Genomic DNA, 16,587 nt, shown 5'->3' on the forward strand with positions numbered 1-16,587 from the left:
GCATGAACGATACGCGTCCAGCCCGCTCCCGAAACACTGCCTCCAGCCCATGGCTGCAGGCGCGCCACGCGCTCGCCATCGATGCACTGCCGCCCGCGCTGGCCGCGCTGCAGCCCGGCGCGGTGCATGCCGTCTACGCCGACGCCTCGCCGGCGCGCGACGCACTGTTCTGGCAAAGCGCCGCACAACTGCTGCGCGCGCGCACCACGGTGCTGTCCTCGCGCGAGCCGGCCGAAATCGGCGCGATGCTGCGCCAGCACGGCCTGGACATCGACAGCTGCCGCACGCTGCACAGCCGTGCCAATGTCTGCACGCTGCGCGCCGTGCCCGACCGTACGGGCTCGGACGTGTTGCTGGAGGCCATGCAGGCGATGGTCGATCAATGCGGCGCGGCGGGCGGTGAAATCCTGCTCGAAGGTGCCGAAGCCTTCCTGCCCTGGGATGACGCGACGGCCCTTGCAGATGCCGGCGCACGGCTGGCGCATTGGTGCGCCGCGCAGGGCTGCGGCCTGTTGCTGCTGGCCGCCCCGCCCGACGGCGCGGAAACGCTCGATCTCGCGACCCTCGCCCGCTTTCACCAGCACTTCGCCGGCGCGGCCAGGCTGGCACAAGTACAAGGCCAGTACGTCTGGGAAGTCGGCTTCTGGCGCCACAAGAATGCCGTTCTGCCGCGCGAAGTCGTGCCGCTGCGCTTCTCGCCGGAAGACCACGGCCTGATGGCAGGCACCGGCAATGCCGATGCCGCGGACGGCGTACCGGTCGGCCTGCTCGCGCCCGACGAACACCGCGTCATCGTCAGCCGCGATGCGGTGCTGCGCGAGCGCTGGATTCCCGCCGAATGGCAGGTGGTGCCCGACAATGACGCCGTCGTGGCGGCCGCGTCCGGTGCCGTGGCGGCCACCGTGATTCTGCACTATGGTGACCGCCAGGAACTGGAGCCGCTGGCCGCGCAGGTCCACAAGCTGCGCCACCACGGCGGCAAGGCGCTGAAGATCGTCGTGCGCGAAGACAAGGAGATGCTGCGCCAGCGCTATGAGCTGCTGATGATAACGCTCGGCGCCAATATGGTGATCCTGCGCAACACGCCATTCGCGCGCATGCAGACGCGCATCGATTCGCTGCAGGGCCAGGTGTTCCAGCGGCCGATCCTTCCCGACTACAAGAGCGCGCTGTCCGCAGTGCTGGCCACGGCAGCAACTGGCTACCTGCCCGCGGCCGAATTCATTGCGCTGGTGCGCAGCACGCTCGAGCGCAGCACCGTGGTGCGCCTGCCGCACGTGCTGCTCGAGCTGCCGTTGCTGGCCGAGGTCGCGCACGTGGATGCGCTGCGCGCATGCCAGATGCGCGACGCGGGGGATCTCTGTACCGCGGGCAGCAACAGTGTCTACGCCTTCTTCTTCGCGTGCCGGCTTGAGAACGTGGAGATTGCCTGCCAGCACGTATTCCAGCGCCCCATGTCCGAATTGTTCAGCGGCGAGCTGCGCTGCGGGGATACCGAGTCGATCCTTGGCACCCTGCAGCGGCTGGAAGCCGACATCGCACAACGGCCCGCACAGGACTACAGCGGCTGGCTGGCCCAGCATGCGAACGACCGTGCCGATGCACCGGCCAGCCAGCCGGTGACCGCCGGCATCATGCCGCAGCCATCGGGCGGCCAGCGCCGGAGGCCGCGTAGCGCGCCGCAGCCGTTTTCCATTCCGATCAAACCGCAAGGCTAGACCATCATGGCGATCTTCCTGGGCTATTTCATCTGGGGCGTGATTGTGGCTGTGCCCGTCACCTGGCTGGTCTGGCGCTTCCGCCTGCTGCGCCTGCTGCCGCGCTGGCGGTTGCCGCGCTCGCGCCGTTCCGTGCGTCTGCCGGCACAGCTGCGCCCGGTCGTGATCCGCGGTCGGCCGTGGCGCGACATCGCGGGAGGCCGCGAATGAAGACCATCGCCATCATTTCCGCCGTCGGCGGCGCCGGGCGCACCACGATCACGGCGGAACTCGCTTCGCTGCTGCGCTGGCATGGGCACGCGCCACTGGCCATCGAATGCGACCCGCGCGGCCTGCTCGGCTTTCATTTCGGGCTGCGCGAGCGTGTGCGCCAGGGCCTGTCCAACACGGCTGACTGGGCTGCATGCGGCCACCGCAGCGACGACGGCGTGCTGTTCGTGCCGTGGGGCGAGCCGGGCGCGCGCGCCGCGCGCGCGGATATCGCCATGCGCCTGCATGAAGATCCGCACTGGCTGCGCCGGCTGTTGCAGGACGTCGACCTGGCCGGCGATGCCGTGACACTCGTGGACAGCGCGCCGTGGCCATCGCCGTTCGCGGAGCAGGCGCTGGCCGCCGCGGACCTCGCCCTGGTACTGCTGCCCTCGTTGCCGGAAAGCTGCGCTACGCTCGCGCCGCTGCGCCAGGCGCTCGACGATGGCGGCATCGCCAGCGCTTACGTCGTCACGCGCTTGCAGCCGGGCCGCCAGTTGCACACCGACGTCTCCGTGCTACTGCGCGCCACGCTTGGCGACGCACTGTTGCCCTACGAGATCCATGAGGATGCAGGCGTGCCCGAAGCGCTGGCCCGCGGCGAATGCTTCTGCCGCAGCACGCCGCATTCGCAGACCGCGCATGACTTGCAGGGACTGGCCTCGTGGGTGTCAGGCTGGCTGCTGAACGGCGCACGCGCCGGCAAGGGACAGGCCGGCGGCCAGGTGCAGCGCGGGGTGGCGCCATGAGACTGCCATCGGTATCCGGCATGTGGGAGGCCTTGCGCCGCCAACTCGCGCGGGAACTCGGCATCTCTGTCAGCGCGCCCGCGGGCTTGTGGTGGCTGCGGCTGCTGTTCCGTGCCCCGCCGCCGGGACGGCCCGACGTGCCGCTGCGCTGCGCGGTCTGGCTGAGCGAGCGCGCGCACGTGCGCCTCGAGATCGGCCGCGCGCATGGTGCTCGCATCTGGCTGCAACGGCTGCTGTTACGCGCACCGCGTGCGATCCGCCCGCTCGCGGCAGATTTGCGGCAGCGCCGCCAGCCGCAGGCCGCGCCCGAAGCCAGCGCATTGCGGCGCTGGTTCCGCAGCTGGCTGGAACCGGCCTACTTCCGCGTGAAGCGGCTGCGGCACCGGCTGATGGCGCGCCTGCCCACGGTGGACTGGCACGGCATCGCCAACCGACTGGAAGCGCTGTCGCCCACACTCGGACAGGTCCCTCTGCTGATGCCGATCCTGCTGGTGCTGGCCGCGGTCTCGGGCATCCTGCTCTGCACCACCCCCCTGCCGCTGCGCGACCAGTTCCTGCTGGTCGTGCTGATCCTGACCGGCCTCTTTTTCCTGCGCCGCATTCCGGGCCGGCTCGCCACGTTGTCGATGGCTGCGCTGTCGGTGCTGATGGCGGGCCGCTACATCTGGTGGCGACTGACAACCACGCTGCGCTTCGAGACCACCGTCGAAGCCGTGTTCGGCTACCTGCTGCTGATTGCGGAACTCTACACGTGGATCGTGCTGTTCCTCGGGTACCTTCAGACCATCTGGCCGCTGAACCGCAGGCCGGCAGCGCTGTCGCCGGATCCGGCCGACTGGCCTACCGTGGATGTGTTCATCCCGACCTACAACGAACCGTTGCGCGTGCTGCAGCCCACCGTCTATGCCGCACGCAGCATGGACTGGCCCGCCGGCAAGATGAACGTCTATGTGCTCGACGACGGCGGCCGCGAAGAGATCCGCGCCTTCGCCGAGGAAGCGGGCGTGCATTACCTGGCGCGCGATGAACACACGCACGCCAAAGCCGGCAACATCAACTCCGCGCTGAAGCAGACCGCGGGCGAGTACGTGGCGATCTTCGACTGCGACCACATTCCCACGCGCTCCTTCCTGCAGATGACGATGGGCGAGTTCCTGGCAGACCCGAATTGCGCCATGGTGCAGACGCCGCACCACTTCTTCTCGCCGGACCCGTTCGAGCGCAACTTCGATACGTTCCGCCGCGTGCCCAATGAAGGCAGCCTGTTCTACGGCCTGATCCAGGATGGCAACGATTTCTGGAACGCGACGTTCTTCTGCGGCTCCTGCGCTGTCATCAAGCGCGCGCCGCTGACCGAGATCGGCGGCATTGCAGTCGAGACCGTGACCGAGGATGCGCATACCGCGCTCAAGCTGCACCGGCTCGGCTACAACAGCGCCTACCTGCGCACGGTGCAGGCCGCCGGCCTGGCCACCGAAAACCTGGCCGGGCACATCGGCCAGCGCATCCGCTGGGCGCGCGGCATGGCGCAGATCTTCCGCATCGACAACCCGATGTTCGGCAAAGGCCTGCACCTGTTCCAGCGGCTGTGCTACAGCAACGCCATGCTGCATTTCTTCTACGGCATTCCGCGGCTGATCTTCCTGACCATGCCGATTGCCTACCTGTATTTCGGGCTGCACGTGATCCACACCTCGGCGGTACTGCTCATGGCTTACGTGATCCCATACCTGATGGTCGCCAGCATCACGAATTCGCGGCTGCAGGGCCGGTACCGGCATTCGTTCTGGGCCGAGGTCTATGAATCGGTGCTGGCGTGGTACATCGTGCTGCCCACGACCATGGCCTTCGTCAACCCGCGCCTCGGCAAGTTCAACGTGACCGCCAAGGGCGGACAGATCGAGGAAGACTACCTTGACTGGACTATCTCCAAGCCTTACGTGCTGCTGCTGGCGCTGAACGTCGTAGGCCTGGCGCTCGGTGCGGGCCGTGTGCTGTTCGACGACAGCTTCGAGGCCTCGGCAGTGATCATGAACATGGGATGGGCACTGTTCAACCTGGTGATGCTGGGCGCGGCCATCGGCGTCGCGCGCGAGGCGCGGCAGGTGCGGATTTCGCACCGCATTCCCATGCGCGTGCCGGCCACGCTGCTGCTGCCCGATGGACGCACGCTGGCCTGCCGGACCGAGAACTATTCGCTGGGCGGACTCGGCCTGATGTTGCCTGTCGAGACCCGCGTCGATCCAGGGGAACAGGTCGGCGTCTGCCTGTCGCGCGGCAAGCGCAGCTACCACTTCCCCGCCGTGGTGACGCGCAATGCGGACCGCCATCTCGGCGTGCGCTTTGAAGACATGGACGCGCTGGCCGAACAGCAGCTGATCCAATGCACGTTCGGCCGCGCCGACGCGTGGATCAACTGGATCGACGAGCAGCCCGTGGACGTACCGCTGAATGGACTGAAGGAAGTCATCGAGATGGGATACCAGGGCCTGCTGCGACTGGTCGACGCCGCGCGCGCCTCGGTCGCCGGCATCTTCGGCCGCGTGGGGCCGCGGCAACCCTGAGGCTGACCTGCTGACCTCACTGACACCGACATGGGAATCTGGAACCTCTACTTCATCGTCAAGCTCTACCTGTTCCATATCGGACGGGTCGAGCCGCAATGGCTGCTCAATATCCTGTTCGCGCTCGCGCTGGCCATCCACATCCCGAACCGCGCGCTGGCCGCACTGCGGCAAGTTGTGGCGGTGGTCGCCGGCGCCGCGCTGCTGTACTGGGAATCGAACCTGCCGCCGTTCGAACGCGCGATATCGCAGTTCTCCAACCTGCAGGCGTTCACGCCTGCGTATATGGTCGAACTGCTCGGCCGGCTGGTCAGCCGGGAAATGCTGCTCACGGCGCTGGCTGTGCTGGTTGTCTTCCTGCTGGTGAATCGCTGGGTACGCGTGACCACGCTGGTGTTCGCGGCGCTGGTGTTGGTGCCGCTGTGGCAGGTGCTGTCGGTGGGGCCGGTGGTCGGCGGCGGACAGCAGGCCATCGCGGGCACCGAAACGGCCGCCGCCGGCGGTGCACCGGGCGAGGCCGGCTGGGATGCCCGCCTGAACGCGTTCCGGCAGCAGGAAGCCCAACGCTCGGTGCACTTCGGCCCGCTTGCCGCGACGCCCGATACGCAGTACGACATCATCGTGCTGCATATCTGCTCCTTGTCGTGGGATGACCTGGATGTCGCCAAAGCGCGCGACAACCCGCTGCTGTCGCGCTTCGATTTCTTGTTCACCAACTTCAGTTCGGCCGCCAGCTACAGCGGCCCGGCAGCCATCCGTGTGCTGCGCGCTGCGTGCGGGCAGCCGCAGCACAAGGACCTGTACGATTCGGCGCCGGCCGAATGCCACATCTTCTCGGCACTGGCCGATGCAGGCTTCAGCACGCGGATGCTGCTCAACCACGACGGACACTTCGACAACTTCCTGCAGGAAGTGGAACAGGAAGTCGGTGTGCCGGGCGTGAAACCGCCATCGAACGATGGCCTGCCGGTCGCCATGCGTTCGTTCGACAACTCCCCTGTCGCCGGTGACTTCGACGTACTGCAGCGCTGGTACAAGAAGCGGCTCGCCGAAGGCGGCGGCCCGCAGGCGCTGTACTACAACACTGTGACGCTGCATGACGGCAACCGCTTGCCGGACACGAAGATGTCGAGCCTGGAATCGTATCCGCTGCGGCTGTCGAAGGTGCTCGGCGATGTCGACAAGGTCATCGACATGGTGGCCAGTTCGGGGCGCAAGGCGGTCATTGTGTTCGTTCCCGAACACGGCGCGGCGTTGCGCGGCGATGCAAACCAGATTGCGGGCATGCGCGAAATCCCCACGCCGCGTATCATCCATGTGCCGGTGGGCGTGAAGCTCGTCGGCTTGCCCGGAGGCCAGTCGCCATCCGGCAAGACCGTGACGATCGATGCACCGACCAGCTATCTGGCGCTGTCGCAGCTGATTTCGAACCTGGTGGCAGAGAACCCGTTCCAGCCCGGCGCGCAGACGCTCGATCAGTATGCCGCGGACCTGCCCCAGACCCAGATGATCGGCGAAAACGAAGTCACGGTCACCATGCGCGACGGAAGCGGATACATGGTGCACACGCCCGATGGCGTGTGGATCGAGGGGAAATGATGAAACCGGCCAATGCCCGCGGGCTCGCGCTCGCTCGCAGCGACATCGACGTCCTCGGCAAGGAGGTGGCCGGCTTCGATCCGAATCGGTACTTCGACCAGCAGGACCTGCAGGCGGCACGCGCGGCGGCGCAGCGGTGGCCGCTACTGGCGAGCCTGCTCGGCTATGACAGCGCAGTCCCCGTGCTGGCCGGGAACGACGACCACGCCTAGCCGAGTTCCTGCGTGATGTAGAGGTAGAACGCGCGCGCCATTTCTGCTTCCAGCCTGCGGTCCGACAACCGGTACGTGCCTGACCGGTTCACCAGCGTGTAGATCAGCGTTCCAACCATCGCCTGATACGCGAAGCGGATGCGCGTTTCCAGTTCCGGCGACGCGCCCGCCGGATGCAGCCGCGCCAGCCGTGGCACCACCAGCTCCACGTAGTCCTGGTTCATCCGCTTGAGCGGATCTTCCCCCGTGATCGCGCGCTCGATCAGCGAGGCGCGCAGCACGCCCTCGTTGCGGTACGCCCACATGCGGTTGCTGCGTGCGAGCGATTCCACCACCTCGCGCAGCGTCTTCTCGCCCGCGTCGAACAGCGCCACGCGCTGCGCCATCCCGTCACGCAACTGCGCCACCAGCAGCGTCTGCAGCGCACGGAAGTAGCTTTCCTTGCCGTCGAAGCGACTGTAGAACGCACCGGTCGTTACGCCGGCGTGGGCGCAGATGTCCTGGATCGGGACCTGGTCGAGCGTGCGGTCTTTCAGCAGGCGGCGGCCCGCCTCGAGCAACCGTTCCGTCGTGCGCTTGCCGCGCGAGTAGCGCGGCACCGCGAATCCTTCCTGACCTTCCAGGGGCGTGAGGGCTTGTTTCATCGTGGCCGGCGTCTGTGTCCGTGTTTTCCCAGTGTTGACAAGCTTAACAGGCGTCTTTAGTCTTAAAAACATAATCTTGATTATGAATTCAACGGCGCGCTTCATGCCGCGCCATTGACGCCATTCGGGAGAACAACAAACGTGGAGACAACCCCCGTGCAGTCTGAGGACATGCTGTCCTCGGGCCTGCATCGCATCGCGCGCCGCCTCGACGCGCGCGCCACCGGCATCAGTGCGCTGCGCCGCCTGTCAGGTGGCGCCAACCAGGAAACCTGGTCTTTCAGCCTCGAACGGGCGGACGGTATTGCACCGATGATCCTGCGGCGCTGTCCGCCGCAAACGGCGCGCCCTTCGGGCACCGGCACCGCAGGCTTCACTGGCATGGCGACCGAAGCGGCCTTGCTCGATCGCGCCGCACGCGCTGGCGTGCCGGTGCCGGTGGTGCGGGCACAGCTTGCGCCTGCCGATGGCATCGGCGACGGCTTCATCATGGATCTTGTCGCCGGCGAAACACTGGGCGGACGCATCGTTCGCGATCCCTCCCTGGCGCATGCACGCACGGTGCTGGCCCACCAGTGCGGGCGTGCGCTGGCGGCAATCCACCGCATCGCGCACGCGGATTTGCCGCCATTGCGCGAAGCCGCGGCCGCAGAAGAAGTCGCGAACTACCTCGCACGCCACCGCGCTGGCGGCTCTGCCAAGCCTGTCTTTGAGCTGGCCTTCCAGTGGCTGCAGCGGAATCTGCCCCCCGCTCCCGAGCGCAAAGCGCTCGTCCACGGCGACTTCCGCAACGGCAACCTGATGGTCGGCGAGGATGGCCTGCGCGCCGTGCTCGACTGGGAACTCGCCCATCTCGGCGATCCAATGGAAGACCTCGGCTGGCTATGCGTCAACTCCTGGCGCTTCGGGCACACGAGCCTGCCCGTCGGAGGCTTCGGCACGCGCGAAGACCTGTTCGCCGGCTATGAGGCCGGCGGCGGCACCGTGGACGCGGCGCGCGTGCATTTCTGGGAGGTGTTCGGCTCGCTCAAATGGGGCATCGGCTGCGAAAGCATGGCGCAGGCGCCCGGTGGTGGCGCGCCGCGTACCGTGGAGCGCGCGGCCATCGGCCGGCGCAGCTCCGAGACCGAGATCGACCTGCTGAACCTGCTGGCGCCGCGCCAGGGAGCACGCTGATGCAAGACACACCCAACGCCGCTGACCTGCTGCGGTCGGTCACGGCTTTCCTGCGCCATGCTGCCATCCCGAAGCTGTCGGGACGCGAGGCCTTCGATGCGCGCGTTGCCGCCAATGTGCTCGACATCGTCGAGCGCGAACTGCGGCTGGCGCCCGATGCCAATGCGGCCGAACACGATCGCCTGCGCGCGCTGCTCGGCGCAGACGGCACGCTCGAAGCCCTGAACCGGCACCTGTGCGAAGCCATCGCCGCCGGTCTCATCGATTTGCAGACGCCCGGCCTCGCCGCGCATCTGTGGACCACTACCCTGAACAAGCTCGCCATCGACCAGCCTGCCTACAGCAGCTATCGCGCGGCGTTGCAAGCCATGGAGCAATGAATGGATTTCCAGCTTCCCGCAGAACTCGTCGCCTACCTGGAGGAACTCGACCGCTTCATCGAAGCCGAGATTGCCCCACTGCAAGCCGAAAATGACAACCAGCGCTTCTTCGACCACCGCCGCGAGTGGGCGCGCACGGACTTCGACAACCAGGGCCTGCCGCGTCCCGAATGGGAAGCGCTACTCGCCGAAGCGCGCCGCCGCGCCGATCGCGCTGGGCACCTGCGCTTCGCGCTGCCGCCGGAGTACGGCGGCAAGGGAGGCGGCAACCTGTGGATGGCCGTGATCCGCGAACATCTGGCAGCAAAGGGACTGGGCCTGCATAACGACCTGCAGAACGAGCATTCGATCGTCGGCAACAAGCCGTTCGTGCTGGTCATGCGCGACTACGGCACCGATGCGCAGAAGGCGTTCTTTATCCCCGGCATGCTCGATGAAACCGTCAAGCTCGCGTTCGGCCTGACCGAGCCCGAACACGGATCCGATGCCACGCACATGGCAACGCGTGCCATTCCCGAGAAGCGCGATGGCAAGGAAGGCTGGCGCATCGATGGCGAGAAGATGTGGACCACGGGCATGCACACCGCCACGCATTGCGTGGTCTTCGCGCGCACCAGCGGCGAGGACGGCGACGCACGCGGCATCACGGCTTTCCTCGTGCCGTCGGACACCGCGGGCGTACGCGTGGAAGAGTACCTGTGGACCTTCAACATGCCGACGGACCACCCGCGCGTGAGCTTCACCGGCGTGTGGGTGCCAGCCGACGCAGTGCTCGCCAAGGCCGGTTCGGGGCTATCCGTGGCCCAGCATTTCGTGCACGAGAACCGCATCCGGCAAGCGGCCGCGAGCCTTGGCGCAGCCGAGTACTGCATCCGCGAAAGCGTGCGCTATGCGCGCGAGCGCAAGCCGTTCGGGCAGGAACTCGCGCGCAACCAGGGCATACAGTTCCCGTTGGTCGAGCTGGCCACGCGTGCGCAGATGCTGCGTGCGTTTATCCGCCAGACCGCATGGGAGATGGACCGCATCCCGAAGAAGGAGGTGGAGAAGCAGCTCTCGGACAAGGTCTCGATGTGCAACTACACCGCCAACCGCCTGTGCTGCGAGGCTGCCGACCTGGCCATGCAGGTGCACGGCGGCATTGGCTATTCGCGCCACAAGCCGTTCGAGCACATCTACCGTCACCACCGCCGCTACCGCATTACCGAAGGCTCGGACGAGATCCAGATGCGCAAGGTGGCGGCTTACCTGTTCGGCTATATCAGCCGCGAATCGAAAGCCTGAACGAAGGGACGGAGACCTAGATGAACGTGGACCATTTGGCCACACTGCCGCGCGCCGTGCAGCATCTGGCGCGCGTGCAGAAGACGCAGATTGCCTATGTATTCGAAGGCAGGGAAACCACATACGGCGCATTCGGCACGCATACGGACCGCGTCGCCAACGGCCTGCTGGCTGCGGGGCTGGCACCGGGCGACCGCATTGCGTACCTGGGCAAGAACTGCGACCACTACTTCGAGCTGCTGATCGGCGCTGCCAAGGCGGGCGTCGTGATAACGCCGATCAGCTGGCGGCTCGCCGCGCCGGAGGTGGAGTACATCGCCGCCCATTGCGATGCGGCGCTGCTGTTCGTTGGCAACGAATCGGTCGAACTCGCACAGTCGATCGCATCGCAGCTGCCCGCGCTGCGCGGAGTAGTAGCCATGGAAGACGCCGTGGTCGACTGGCCCGCATACCAGGACTGGCGCGACGGACAGGCCACCACGCCGCCGACGCACGTCAGCCGGCCTGACGACGTCGTGCTGCAGCTCTACACGTCGGGCACCACCGGCCGCCCGAAGGGCGCGATGCTCACGCACCGCAACCTGACCGTCAGCGCGATCATCGCCGAGCGCGAGAACATCGCCTGGCTGCGCTGGGTGCCCGACGATGTCTCGCTCGTGGCCATGCCGGTCGCCCACATCGGCGGCACAGGCTGGGGCCTGCGCGGACTGCTGGCGGGCGCGAAGGGTATCGTGGTCCGCGACTTCGATCCGCGCCGCGTGCTCGACTTCATCGCCAACGACCGCATCAGCAAGCTGTTCCTGGTGCCGTCGGCAATTCAGATCGTGCTGCGCGATCCACGTGCGCGGCAGGTGAACTATTCGCGCTTGCGCTACCTGATCTACGGTTCCGCGCCGATGCCGGCCGACTTGCTGCGCGAAGGCATGGAAGTGTTCGGCTGCGGCTTCGTGCAGACCTATGGCATGACCGAGACCACCGGCAGCGTGACCGGATTGATGCCGGAGGACCATGCGAGCGGCAACACCGCGCTGCTGCGCGCCGCCGGCCGGGCACTGCCGTGGGCCGAAGTGGCGGTGGTCGACGCGGCGGGCAAACACGTGCCGCCTGGCGAAGTCGGCGAGGTCATCGTGCGTTCCTTGCAGACCATGGCCGGCTACTGGAAGCAGCCCGAAGAGACCGCACGCGCGATCGATGCCGACGGATGGCTGCGCACTGGCGATGCTGGCTACATGGACGCGGACGACTACCTCTATATCCACGATCGCGTAAAGGACATGATCATCAGCGGCGGCGAGAACGTCTACCCCGCGGAAGTCGAGAACGCGATCTATGGCCACCCGCATGTAGCCGAAGTCGCCGTGATCGGCGTGCCCGACGCCCGATGGGGCGAGGCGGTGAAGGCCATCGTCGTGCCGCGCGACGGCGCCACGCCAGATGCGCGAGACATCCTGCAGTGGGCGCGCGAACGGCTGGCGGGATTCAAGTTGCCCAAGAGCATCGATTTCGTCGATGCGCTGCCGCGCAATCCGTCGGGCAAGGTGCTGCGGCGCCAATTGCGCGAACCGTACTGGCAAGGCTATACGCGCCGGGTCAACTGAGGCCGGCGGACTAAACAGGATTTGCTTTCATGAACCACACTTTCCGACATCCGCGCCGCCAGTTCCTGAAGCTGGCCCCGGCGAGCCTGCTGCTGGGCGGCGCTGCGGCTACCCTGCATGCGCCGGCCGCGCGTGCACAGGCTTTTCCGGCCAAACCCGTCACGCTGATCGTGCCGTATCCGGCGGGCGGCGCCACCGATGTGCAGATGCGCTCGCTGGCGCTCGCGACGTCGAAGCGATTGGGCCAGCCGATCGTCATCGTCAACCAGCCCGGCGTGGGCGGCACGCTCGGACCTGCCACCATGGCGCGCACCGCCGCGCCGGACGGCTACACGATCTCCGTCATCAATGCGGCGCTGTTCCGGCTGCCGCATATCCAGCGCGTTTCGTACAACGCGCTGACCGACTTTACGTTCATCATGGGTCTCAACAGCTATGTGTATGGCGTGTCGGTGGCCGCGGACTCGCGTTGGAAGCGTGTGGAAGACCTGATCGCCTATGCCCGCGCCAATCCCGGCAAGCTCAGCATCGCATCGGTCGGCAATGGCACCTCGGGCCATATCGCCACGGAACGGCTCGCGAAGATGGCCGGCATCAAGGTCAACTTCGTACCGTTCAAGGGCGGCGCGGACGCGCTGGTCGCGCTGATCGGCGGCCATGTCGACGCGATGATCGAAGCGGGTTGGGGGGCCATGGCCGAAAGCGGCAAGGTGCGGCTGCTCGCCGTTGCGCTGAATGAGCGCCTGAAACGCTGGCCGCAGGTGCCAACGCTCAAGGAGCTGGGCTATGACATCGCTATCCAGTCCGAGGTCGGGCTGGCCGGCCCGAAGGGCATGCCCCCTGCAGTCGTGCAGGCATTGCATGACGCGTTCAAGGCATCGCTGTCCGACCCCGGTTACCAGCAGGCGTTGCAGGCGGAATCGATGCCGAACGTCTACCTGGGCACCGCCGAGTACCGCCAGTATGCGCAAACGCAATTTGCCAGCGACAAGCGCTTTGTCGAGGAGCTAGGCATCCGGCTCGCCGACTGACAGCCGGCGCCACCGCATCCGCCAAAAACACAACGGCGGGGAAATCCGATTGGACTTCCCCGCCGTTGCGCCTTCTTCCCTTTAAACCCGGATCGCCTTACAGCGTGGCGGCCGTCCCCAGGATCGCCGTTGCCTGGCTCGACAGCGTGCCGCCGTTGCCGTGGACCACGGCAACTTCCGCGTCCTTGACCTGGCGGTCACCGCATTCGCCACGCAGCTGGCGCACGGCTTCTATCGTGATGAACATGCCGTACATGCCCGGATGCACGCAAGACAGACCGCCACCGTTGGTGTTCACCGGCAGGCGGCCGCCCGGGGCGATGCCACCGCCACTGACGAAGTGACCGCCCTCGCCCTTCGGGCAGAAGCCAAGGTCTTCGAGGAACAGCAGCGTGTTGATCGTGAACGCGTCGTACAACTCGGCCACATCGACATCCGACGGCTTGAGGCCGGCCATCGCGAAGGCGCGCTCGCCGGATTCCTTGGCTGCCGTGACGGTGACGTCGGGCATGCACGAGATCTGGCGGTGCCACGTTGCTGTCGCGTTGCCGAGCACGTAGACCGGCGGCTTCGCCATGTCCTTGGCGCGGTCGGCGCGGACCATCACGTAGGCGCCGGCACCGTCGGTCACGAGGCAGCAGTCACGCACGGACAGCGGGTCCGACACCATGCGCGCGTTGAGCACGTCTTCGATAGAAAGCGGATCGCGCATCTGCGCTTCCGGATTGAGCTGCGCCCATTTGCGCGCGGCCACGGCCACTTCAGCCAGGTGTTCGCGCGTGGTGCCGTACTGATGCATGTGGCGTGCGGCAGCCAGTGCATAGGACGTGATCGGGCTCAGCGGCTGGTACGGATTCTCGTACGGCTGCGGGTCGAGCACGGCGCGCACTTTGCTGATGCCGGCACGGCCCACCGTCGAGGTGCGCTGGTTGCTGCCGTAGCAGACCAGCACCGCGTCGCACAGGCCGGCTTCGAGCGCCATCATGGCGGGCAGCATGTGCGAGACGAAGCTCGAGCCGCCGATCATGGTGCTGTCGACGAACTTCGGCTTGATGCCGAGGTACTCGGCCACCGGCATCACCCACATGGTGGCGCCGACGCTCGCGGTGGCGATGCCATCGATGTCGCGCATCGACATGCCCGCATCCTTCACGGCGGCCTTGGCGGCCTCCACGAGGATTTCCATTTCAGTCTTGCCATGGGCTTCGCCCAGGCCTGCCTGGCCCACGCCGACGATGGCGACGCTGCCGCGCAAAGAAGACAGACTCATTTTGCTTAGCCCTCCACCGGATCGAACACGACGAGAGCGGGCTCGCCTTCTGCCTTGCCAGGCGCCACGCGCGCCTTGACGCGCATGCCGATGCGCACAGACGTCGGCGCAATGCCTTCGACCCGGCTCATCATGCGCACGCCTTCGTCCAGGTCGACCAGCACGATGTTGTAGTCGCCGCCGGCCTCCGCCTTGCGACGGATCACGCTGGTGGAGTAGACCGTGCCCGTGCCCTCCGGCTCGGTCCAGTCGAGCGCGTCACCGCCGCAGTGCGGGCAGATGTTGCGCGGGAAAAAAACGTGCTTCTTGCAGTCCTGGCAGTGCTGGATGCGGAATTGGCCGGCGGCGAGCATTTCCGCATAGACCTTGTCCGGACCCGCTGCCGATCCTTCTTGGGGCATGGTGTCTCCTTCACAAATGATGCCGCCACGGGGCTTCCATGGCACAGCTGCCAGATTGCCGCACTATGCGCGGTGCAGCAATTCGCATCTGCCAAAGGCAGGATTCCCGAATGCGGAAAGCCTGCTTTGCCGAGGCGTGCCGGCGCTCAGATCACCAGCTCGATCAGGAACGGCCCCTTGCGCTGGTTGGCCATGCGGAACAGGTCGGCAAAGGTCTCCATGTCGTGCGCGCGCGCACCTTCCACACCCATGCCGTTGGCCATCTGCACCCAGTTCAGGTCGGGGTTGCCGATGTCGAGCATGTCGAGCGCGGTCTTGCCCGGATTGGCGCCGACACCGGCCAGCTCGCCGAGCAGGATCGCGTATTTGCGGTTGGCCAGCAGCACGACCGTGACGTCGAGCTGCTCGCGCGCCATGGTCCACAGCGACTGCAGCGTGTACATGCCGGAACCATCGGCCTGCAATGCGACCACGCGGCGACCGGGCGCGGCCACGGCGGCACCGGTGGCCAGCGGCAGGCCGGCGCCGATCGCGCCGCCCGTGAGCTGCAGCCAGTCATGTGGCGCAGCGTTCACGGTCCCCGGATAGAACGCACGCCCGAAACTGACGCTCTCCTCCACCACGATGGCCTGTTCGGGCAGCAGCGCGGTCAGTGTCCTGGCCACGGCTTCCGATGTGACGGCGCCGCGCGCAATGTCGGCAGGCGCCACCGCGGCAGATGCCGGCAGCCCCACGTTTCGTCCGCCCACTTCGTCGGCAAGGCGAGCCAGAGCATCGGCGAGGTCTTCTTCCTCGCGGGCCAGCACGTGCACGACCGCATCTTCCGGATAAGGCCGCGGCGACTTGCCCGGATAGGCGAAGAACGTCACAGGCGCCTGGGCACCGACAAGAATCACATTGCGGATGCCGGCGAGCCTGTCACGCGCTACATCGCCGGAGTAAGGAATGCGGTCCACTGCCAGGCGCCCTCTCCCCCGCGATACGCGTGCGTTGGACATCGGCGTGATCAGCCTTGCCTGCATGGCGGCGGCGATGCGGTGTGCATCGGCCAGCGGCGCTTCGCGCAATGCGCTGCCTGCGAGCACAATCAGCGTGGGCTGGCCAGAGCGCAGCACGCGCGCGGCGTTCTGCACCGCATCCGGCGCGACCTTCGGCACAGGCAGCGGCGGCAGCGGCGCGGCCACTTCACCGCCGGCGTCCCAGCACACATCCGACGGCAGGATCAGGCTGGCCACGCCGCCTGGCGCAGCGCGGGCCGCCTGCACGGCCGCGGCGGCGTCCGCCCCCACCGAGGCTGCGCGCGTCGCCGTGCGCGTCCACACCGAGACCGGGCGGGCCCAGCCTTCGGTATCGGCGGTGAGCGGCGCGTCGAGCGGGCGATGGTAAGTCGCCTGGTCACCGATGATGTTCACGACCGGCGTCTGCGCGCGGCGGGCATTGTGCAGATTGGCCAGGCCATTCGCCAGTCCCGGGCCGCAGTGCAGCAGCGTGGCGGCCGGCTTGTCCGCCATGCGTGCATAGCCGTCGGCGGCCCCAGTCACCACGCCTTCGAACAATCCCAGCACGCAGCGCATGCCGGGAATACGGTCGAGCGCCGCGACGAAGTGCATTTCGCTCGTGCCGGGATTGGCAAAGCAGGTATCCACACCGCTGGACAGCAGAGTCTTGACCAGGCTTTCGGCGCCGTTCATCGCTTGGGAAGTTTCCATGAGTCG

At 66.9% G+C, this 16,587-nt stretch carries 15 protein-coding genes; 11 read left to right on the forward strand and 4 right to left on the reverse strand.

Annotated elements, in window-relative coordinates; genetic code table 11:
• Positions 1-2 precede the first annotated feature (2 nt).
• The 6 genes from bcsE to bcsR are packed head-to-tail and all read left to right on the forward strand — an operon-like array spanning position 3 to position 7,091.
• Positions 3-1,718: a cellulose biosynthesis protein BcsE gene (gene bcsE / locus K2O51_RS03785; RefSeq protein WP_220630504.1), complete on the forward strand. Its 1,716-nt coding sequence runs from the start codon at positions 3-5 to the stop codon at positions 1,716-1,718.
• Positions 1,719-1,724: 6 nt separating this feature from the next.
• Positions 1,725-1,928 carry a hypothetical protein gene (locus K2O51_RS03790; RefSeq protein ID WP_220630505.1) on the forward strand — a complete coding sequence of 68 codons (204 nt, stop codon included), beginning with the start codon at positions 1,725-1,727 and terminating at the stop codon, positions 1,926-1,928.
• The gene (bcsQ, locus tag K2O51_RS03795) at positions 1,925-2,716 is read left to right on the forward strand and encodes a cellulose biosynthesis protein BcsQ (protein WP_011299647.1); all 792 of its coding nucleotides are present in this window, start codon (positions 1,925-1,927) and stop codon (positions 2,714-2,716) included. The genes K2O51_RS03790 and bcsQ overlap by 4 nt, the downstream gene beginning before the upstream one ends.
• Complete coding sequence (gene bcsA / locus K2O51_RS03800; RefSeq protein WP_220630506.1) at positions 2,713-5,280, forward strand: UDP-forming cellulose synthase catalytic subunit; 2,568 nt, start codon at positions 2,713-2,715, stop codon at positions 5,278-5,280. Before bcsQ ends, bcsA begins: the two co-directional genes overlap by 4 nt.
• A 30-nt stretch (positions 5,281-5,310) precedes the next feature.
• Complete coding sequence (gene bcsG, locus K2O51_RS03805) at positions 5,311-6,879, forward strand: cellulose biosynthesis protein BcsG (RefSeq protein ID WP_220630507.1); 1,569 nt, start codon at positions 5,311-5,313, stop codon at positions 6,877-6,879.
• The gene (bcsR, locus tag K2O51_RS03810) at positions 6,876-7,091 is read left to right on the forward strand and encodes a BcsR/BcsP family cellulose biosynthesis protein (protein WP_041680109.1); all 216 of its coding nucleotides are present in this window, start codon (positions 6,876-6,878) and stop codon (positions 7,089-7,091) included. The genes bcsG and bcsR overlap by 4 nt, the downstream gene beginning before the upstream one ends.
• Here the strand turns inward: bcsR and K2O51_RS03815 are convergent.
• Positions 7,088-7,735, reverse strand: a complete 648-nt coding sequence (locus tag K2O51_RS03815) for a TetR/AcrR family transcriptional regulator (RefSeq protein WP_011299643.1) — start codon at positions 7,733-7,735, stop codon at positions 7,088-7,090. The genes bcsR and K2O51_RS03815 overlap by 4 nt on opposite strands.
• A 141-nt stretch (positions 7,736-7,876) precedes the next feature.
• Here K2O51_RS03815 and K2O51_RS03820 point away from each other — a divergent pair, with 141 nt between their 5' ends.
• The 5 genes from K2O51_RS03820 to K2O51_RS03840 are packed head-to-tail and all read left to right on the forward strand — an operon-like array spanning position 7,877 to position 13,201.
• The gene (locus tag K2O51_RS03820; protein WP_245001831.1) at positions 7,877-8,911 is read left to right on the forward strand and encodes a phosphotransferase family protein; all 1,035 of its coding nucleotides are present in this window, start codon (positions 7,877-7,879) and stop codon (positions 8,909-8,911) included.
• Complete coding sequence (locus K2O51_RS03825; protein ID WP_220630508.1) at positions 8,911-9,291, forward strand: DUF6285 domain-containing protein; 381 nt, start codon at positions 8,911-8,913, stop codon at positions 9,289-9,291. The genes K2O51_RS03820 and K2O51_RS03825 overlap by 1 nt, the downstream gene beginning before the upstream one ends.
• Entirely contained in the window at positions 9,292-10,572 is a 1,281-nt protein-coding gene (locus tag K2O51_RS03830) for an acyl-CoA dehydrogenase family protein (protein WP_011299640.1), read from the forward strand.
• Between the two features lie 20 nt (positions 10,573-10,592).
• Complete coding sequence (locus K2O51_RS03835) at positions 10,593-12,170, forward strand: fatty acid--CoA ligase (protein ID WP_220630509.1); 1,578 nt, start codon at positions 10,593-10,595, stop codon at positions 12,168-12,170.
• A gap of 29 nt (positions 12,171-12,199) precedes the next feature.
• Positions 12,200-13,201 carry a tripartite tricarboxylate transporter substrate binding protein gene (locus tag K2O51_RS03840; protein ID WP_220630510.1) on the forward strand — a complete coding sequence of 334 codons (1,002 nt, stop codon included), beginning with the start codon at positions 12,200-12,202 and terminating at the stop codon, positions 13,199-13,201.
• A 97-nt stretch (positions 13,202-13,298) separates the two neighbouring features.
• Here the strand turns inward: K2O51_RS03840 and K2O51_RS03845 are convergent, their stop codons facing one another.
• The 3 genes from K2O51_RS03845 to K2O51_RS03855 all read right to left on the reverse strand — a co-directional run bounded on the left by K2O51_RS03845 (position 13,299) and on the right by K2O51_RS03855 (position 16,563).
• Entirely contained in the window at positions 13,299-14,471 is a 1,173-nt protein-coding gene (locus K2O51_RS03845) for a thiolase (protein ID WP_011299637.1), read from the reverse strand.
• Positions 14,472-14,476: 5 nt separating this feature from the next.
• A complete protein-coding gene (locus tag K2O51_RS03850; protein ID WP_011299636.1) occupies positions 14,477-14,872 on the reverse strand; it encodes a Zn-ribbon domain-containing OB-fold protein in 396 nt (131 codons plus the stop codon).
• A gap of 146 nt (positions 14,873-15,018) precedes the next feature.
• Positions 15,019-16,563 (reverse strand): acetolactate synthase large subunit, encoded by a 1,545-nt coding sequence (locus K2O51_RS03855; RefSeq protein WP_220630655.1) that lies wholly within the window; start codon positions 16,561-16,563, stop codon positions 15,019-15,021.
• Between the last annotated feature and the right edge of the window lie 24 nt (positions 16,564-16,587).

The organism is Cupriavidus pinatubonensis (genome assembly GCF_019602855.1).
Taxonomy (GTDB): domain Bacteria; phylum Pseudomonadota; class Gammaproteobacteria; order Burkholderiales; family Burkholderiaceae; genus Cupriavidus; species Cupriavidus pinatubonensis.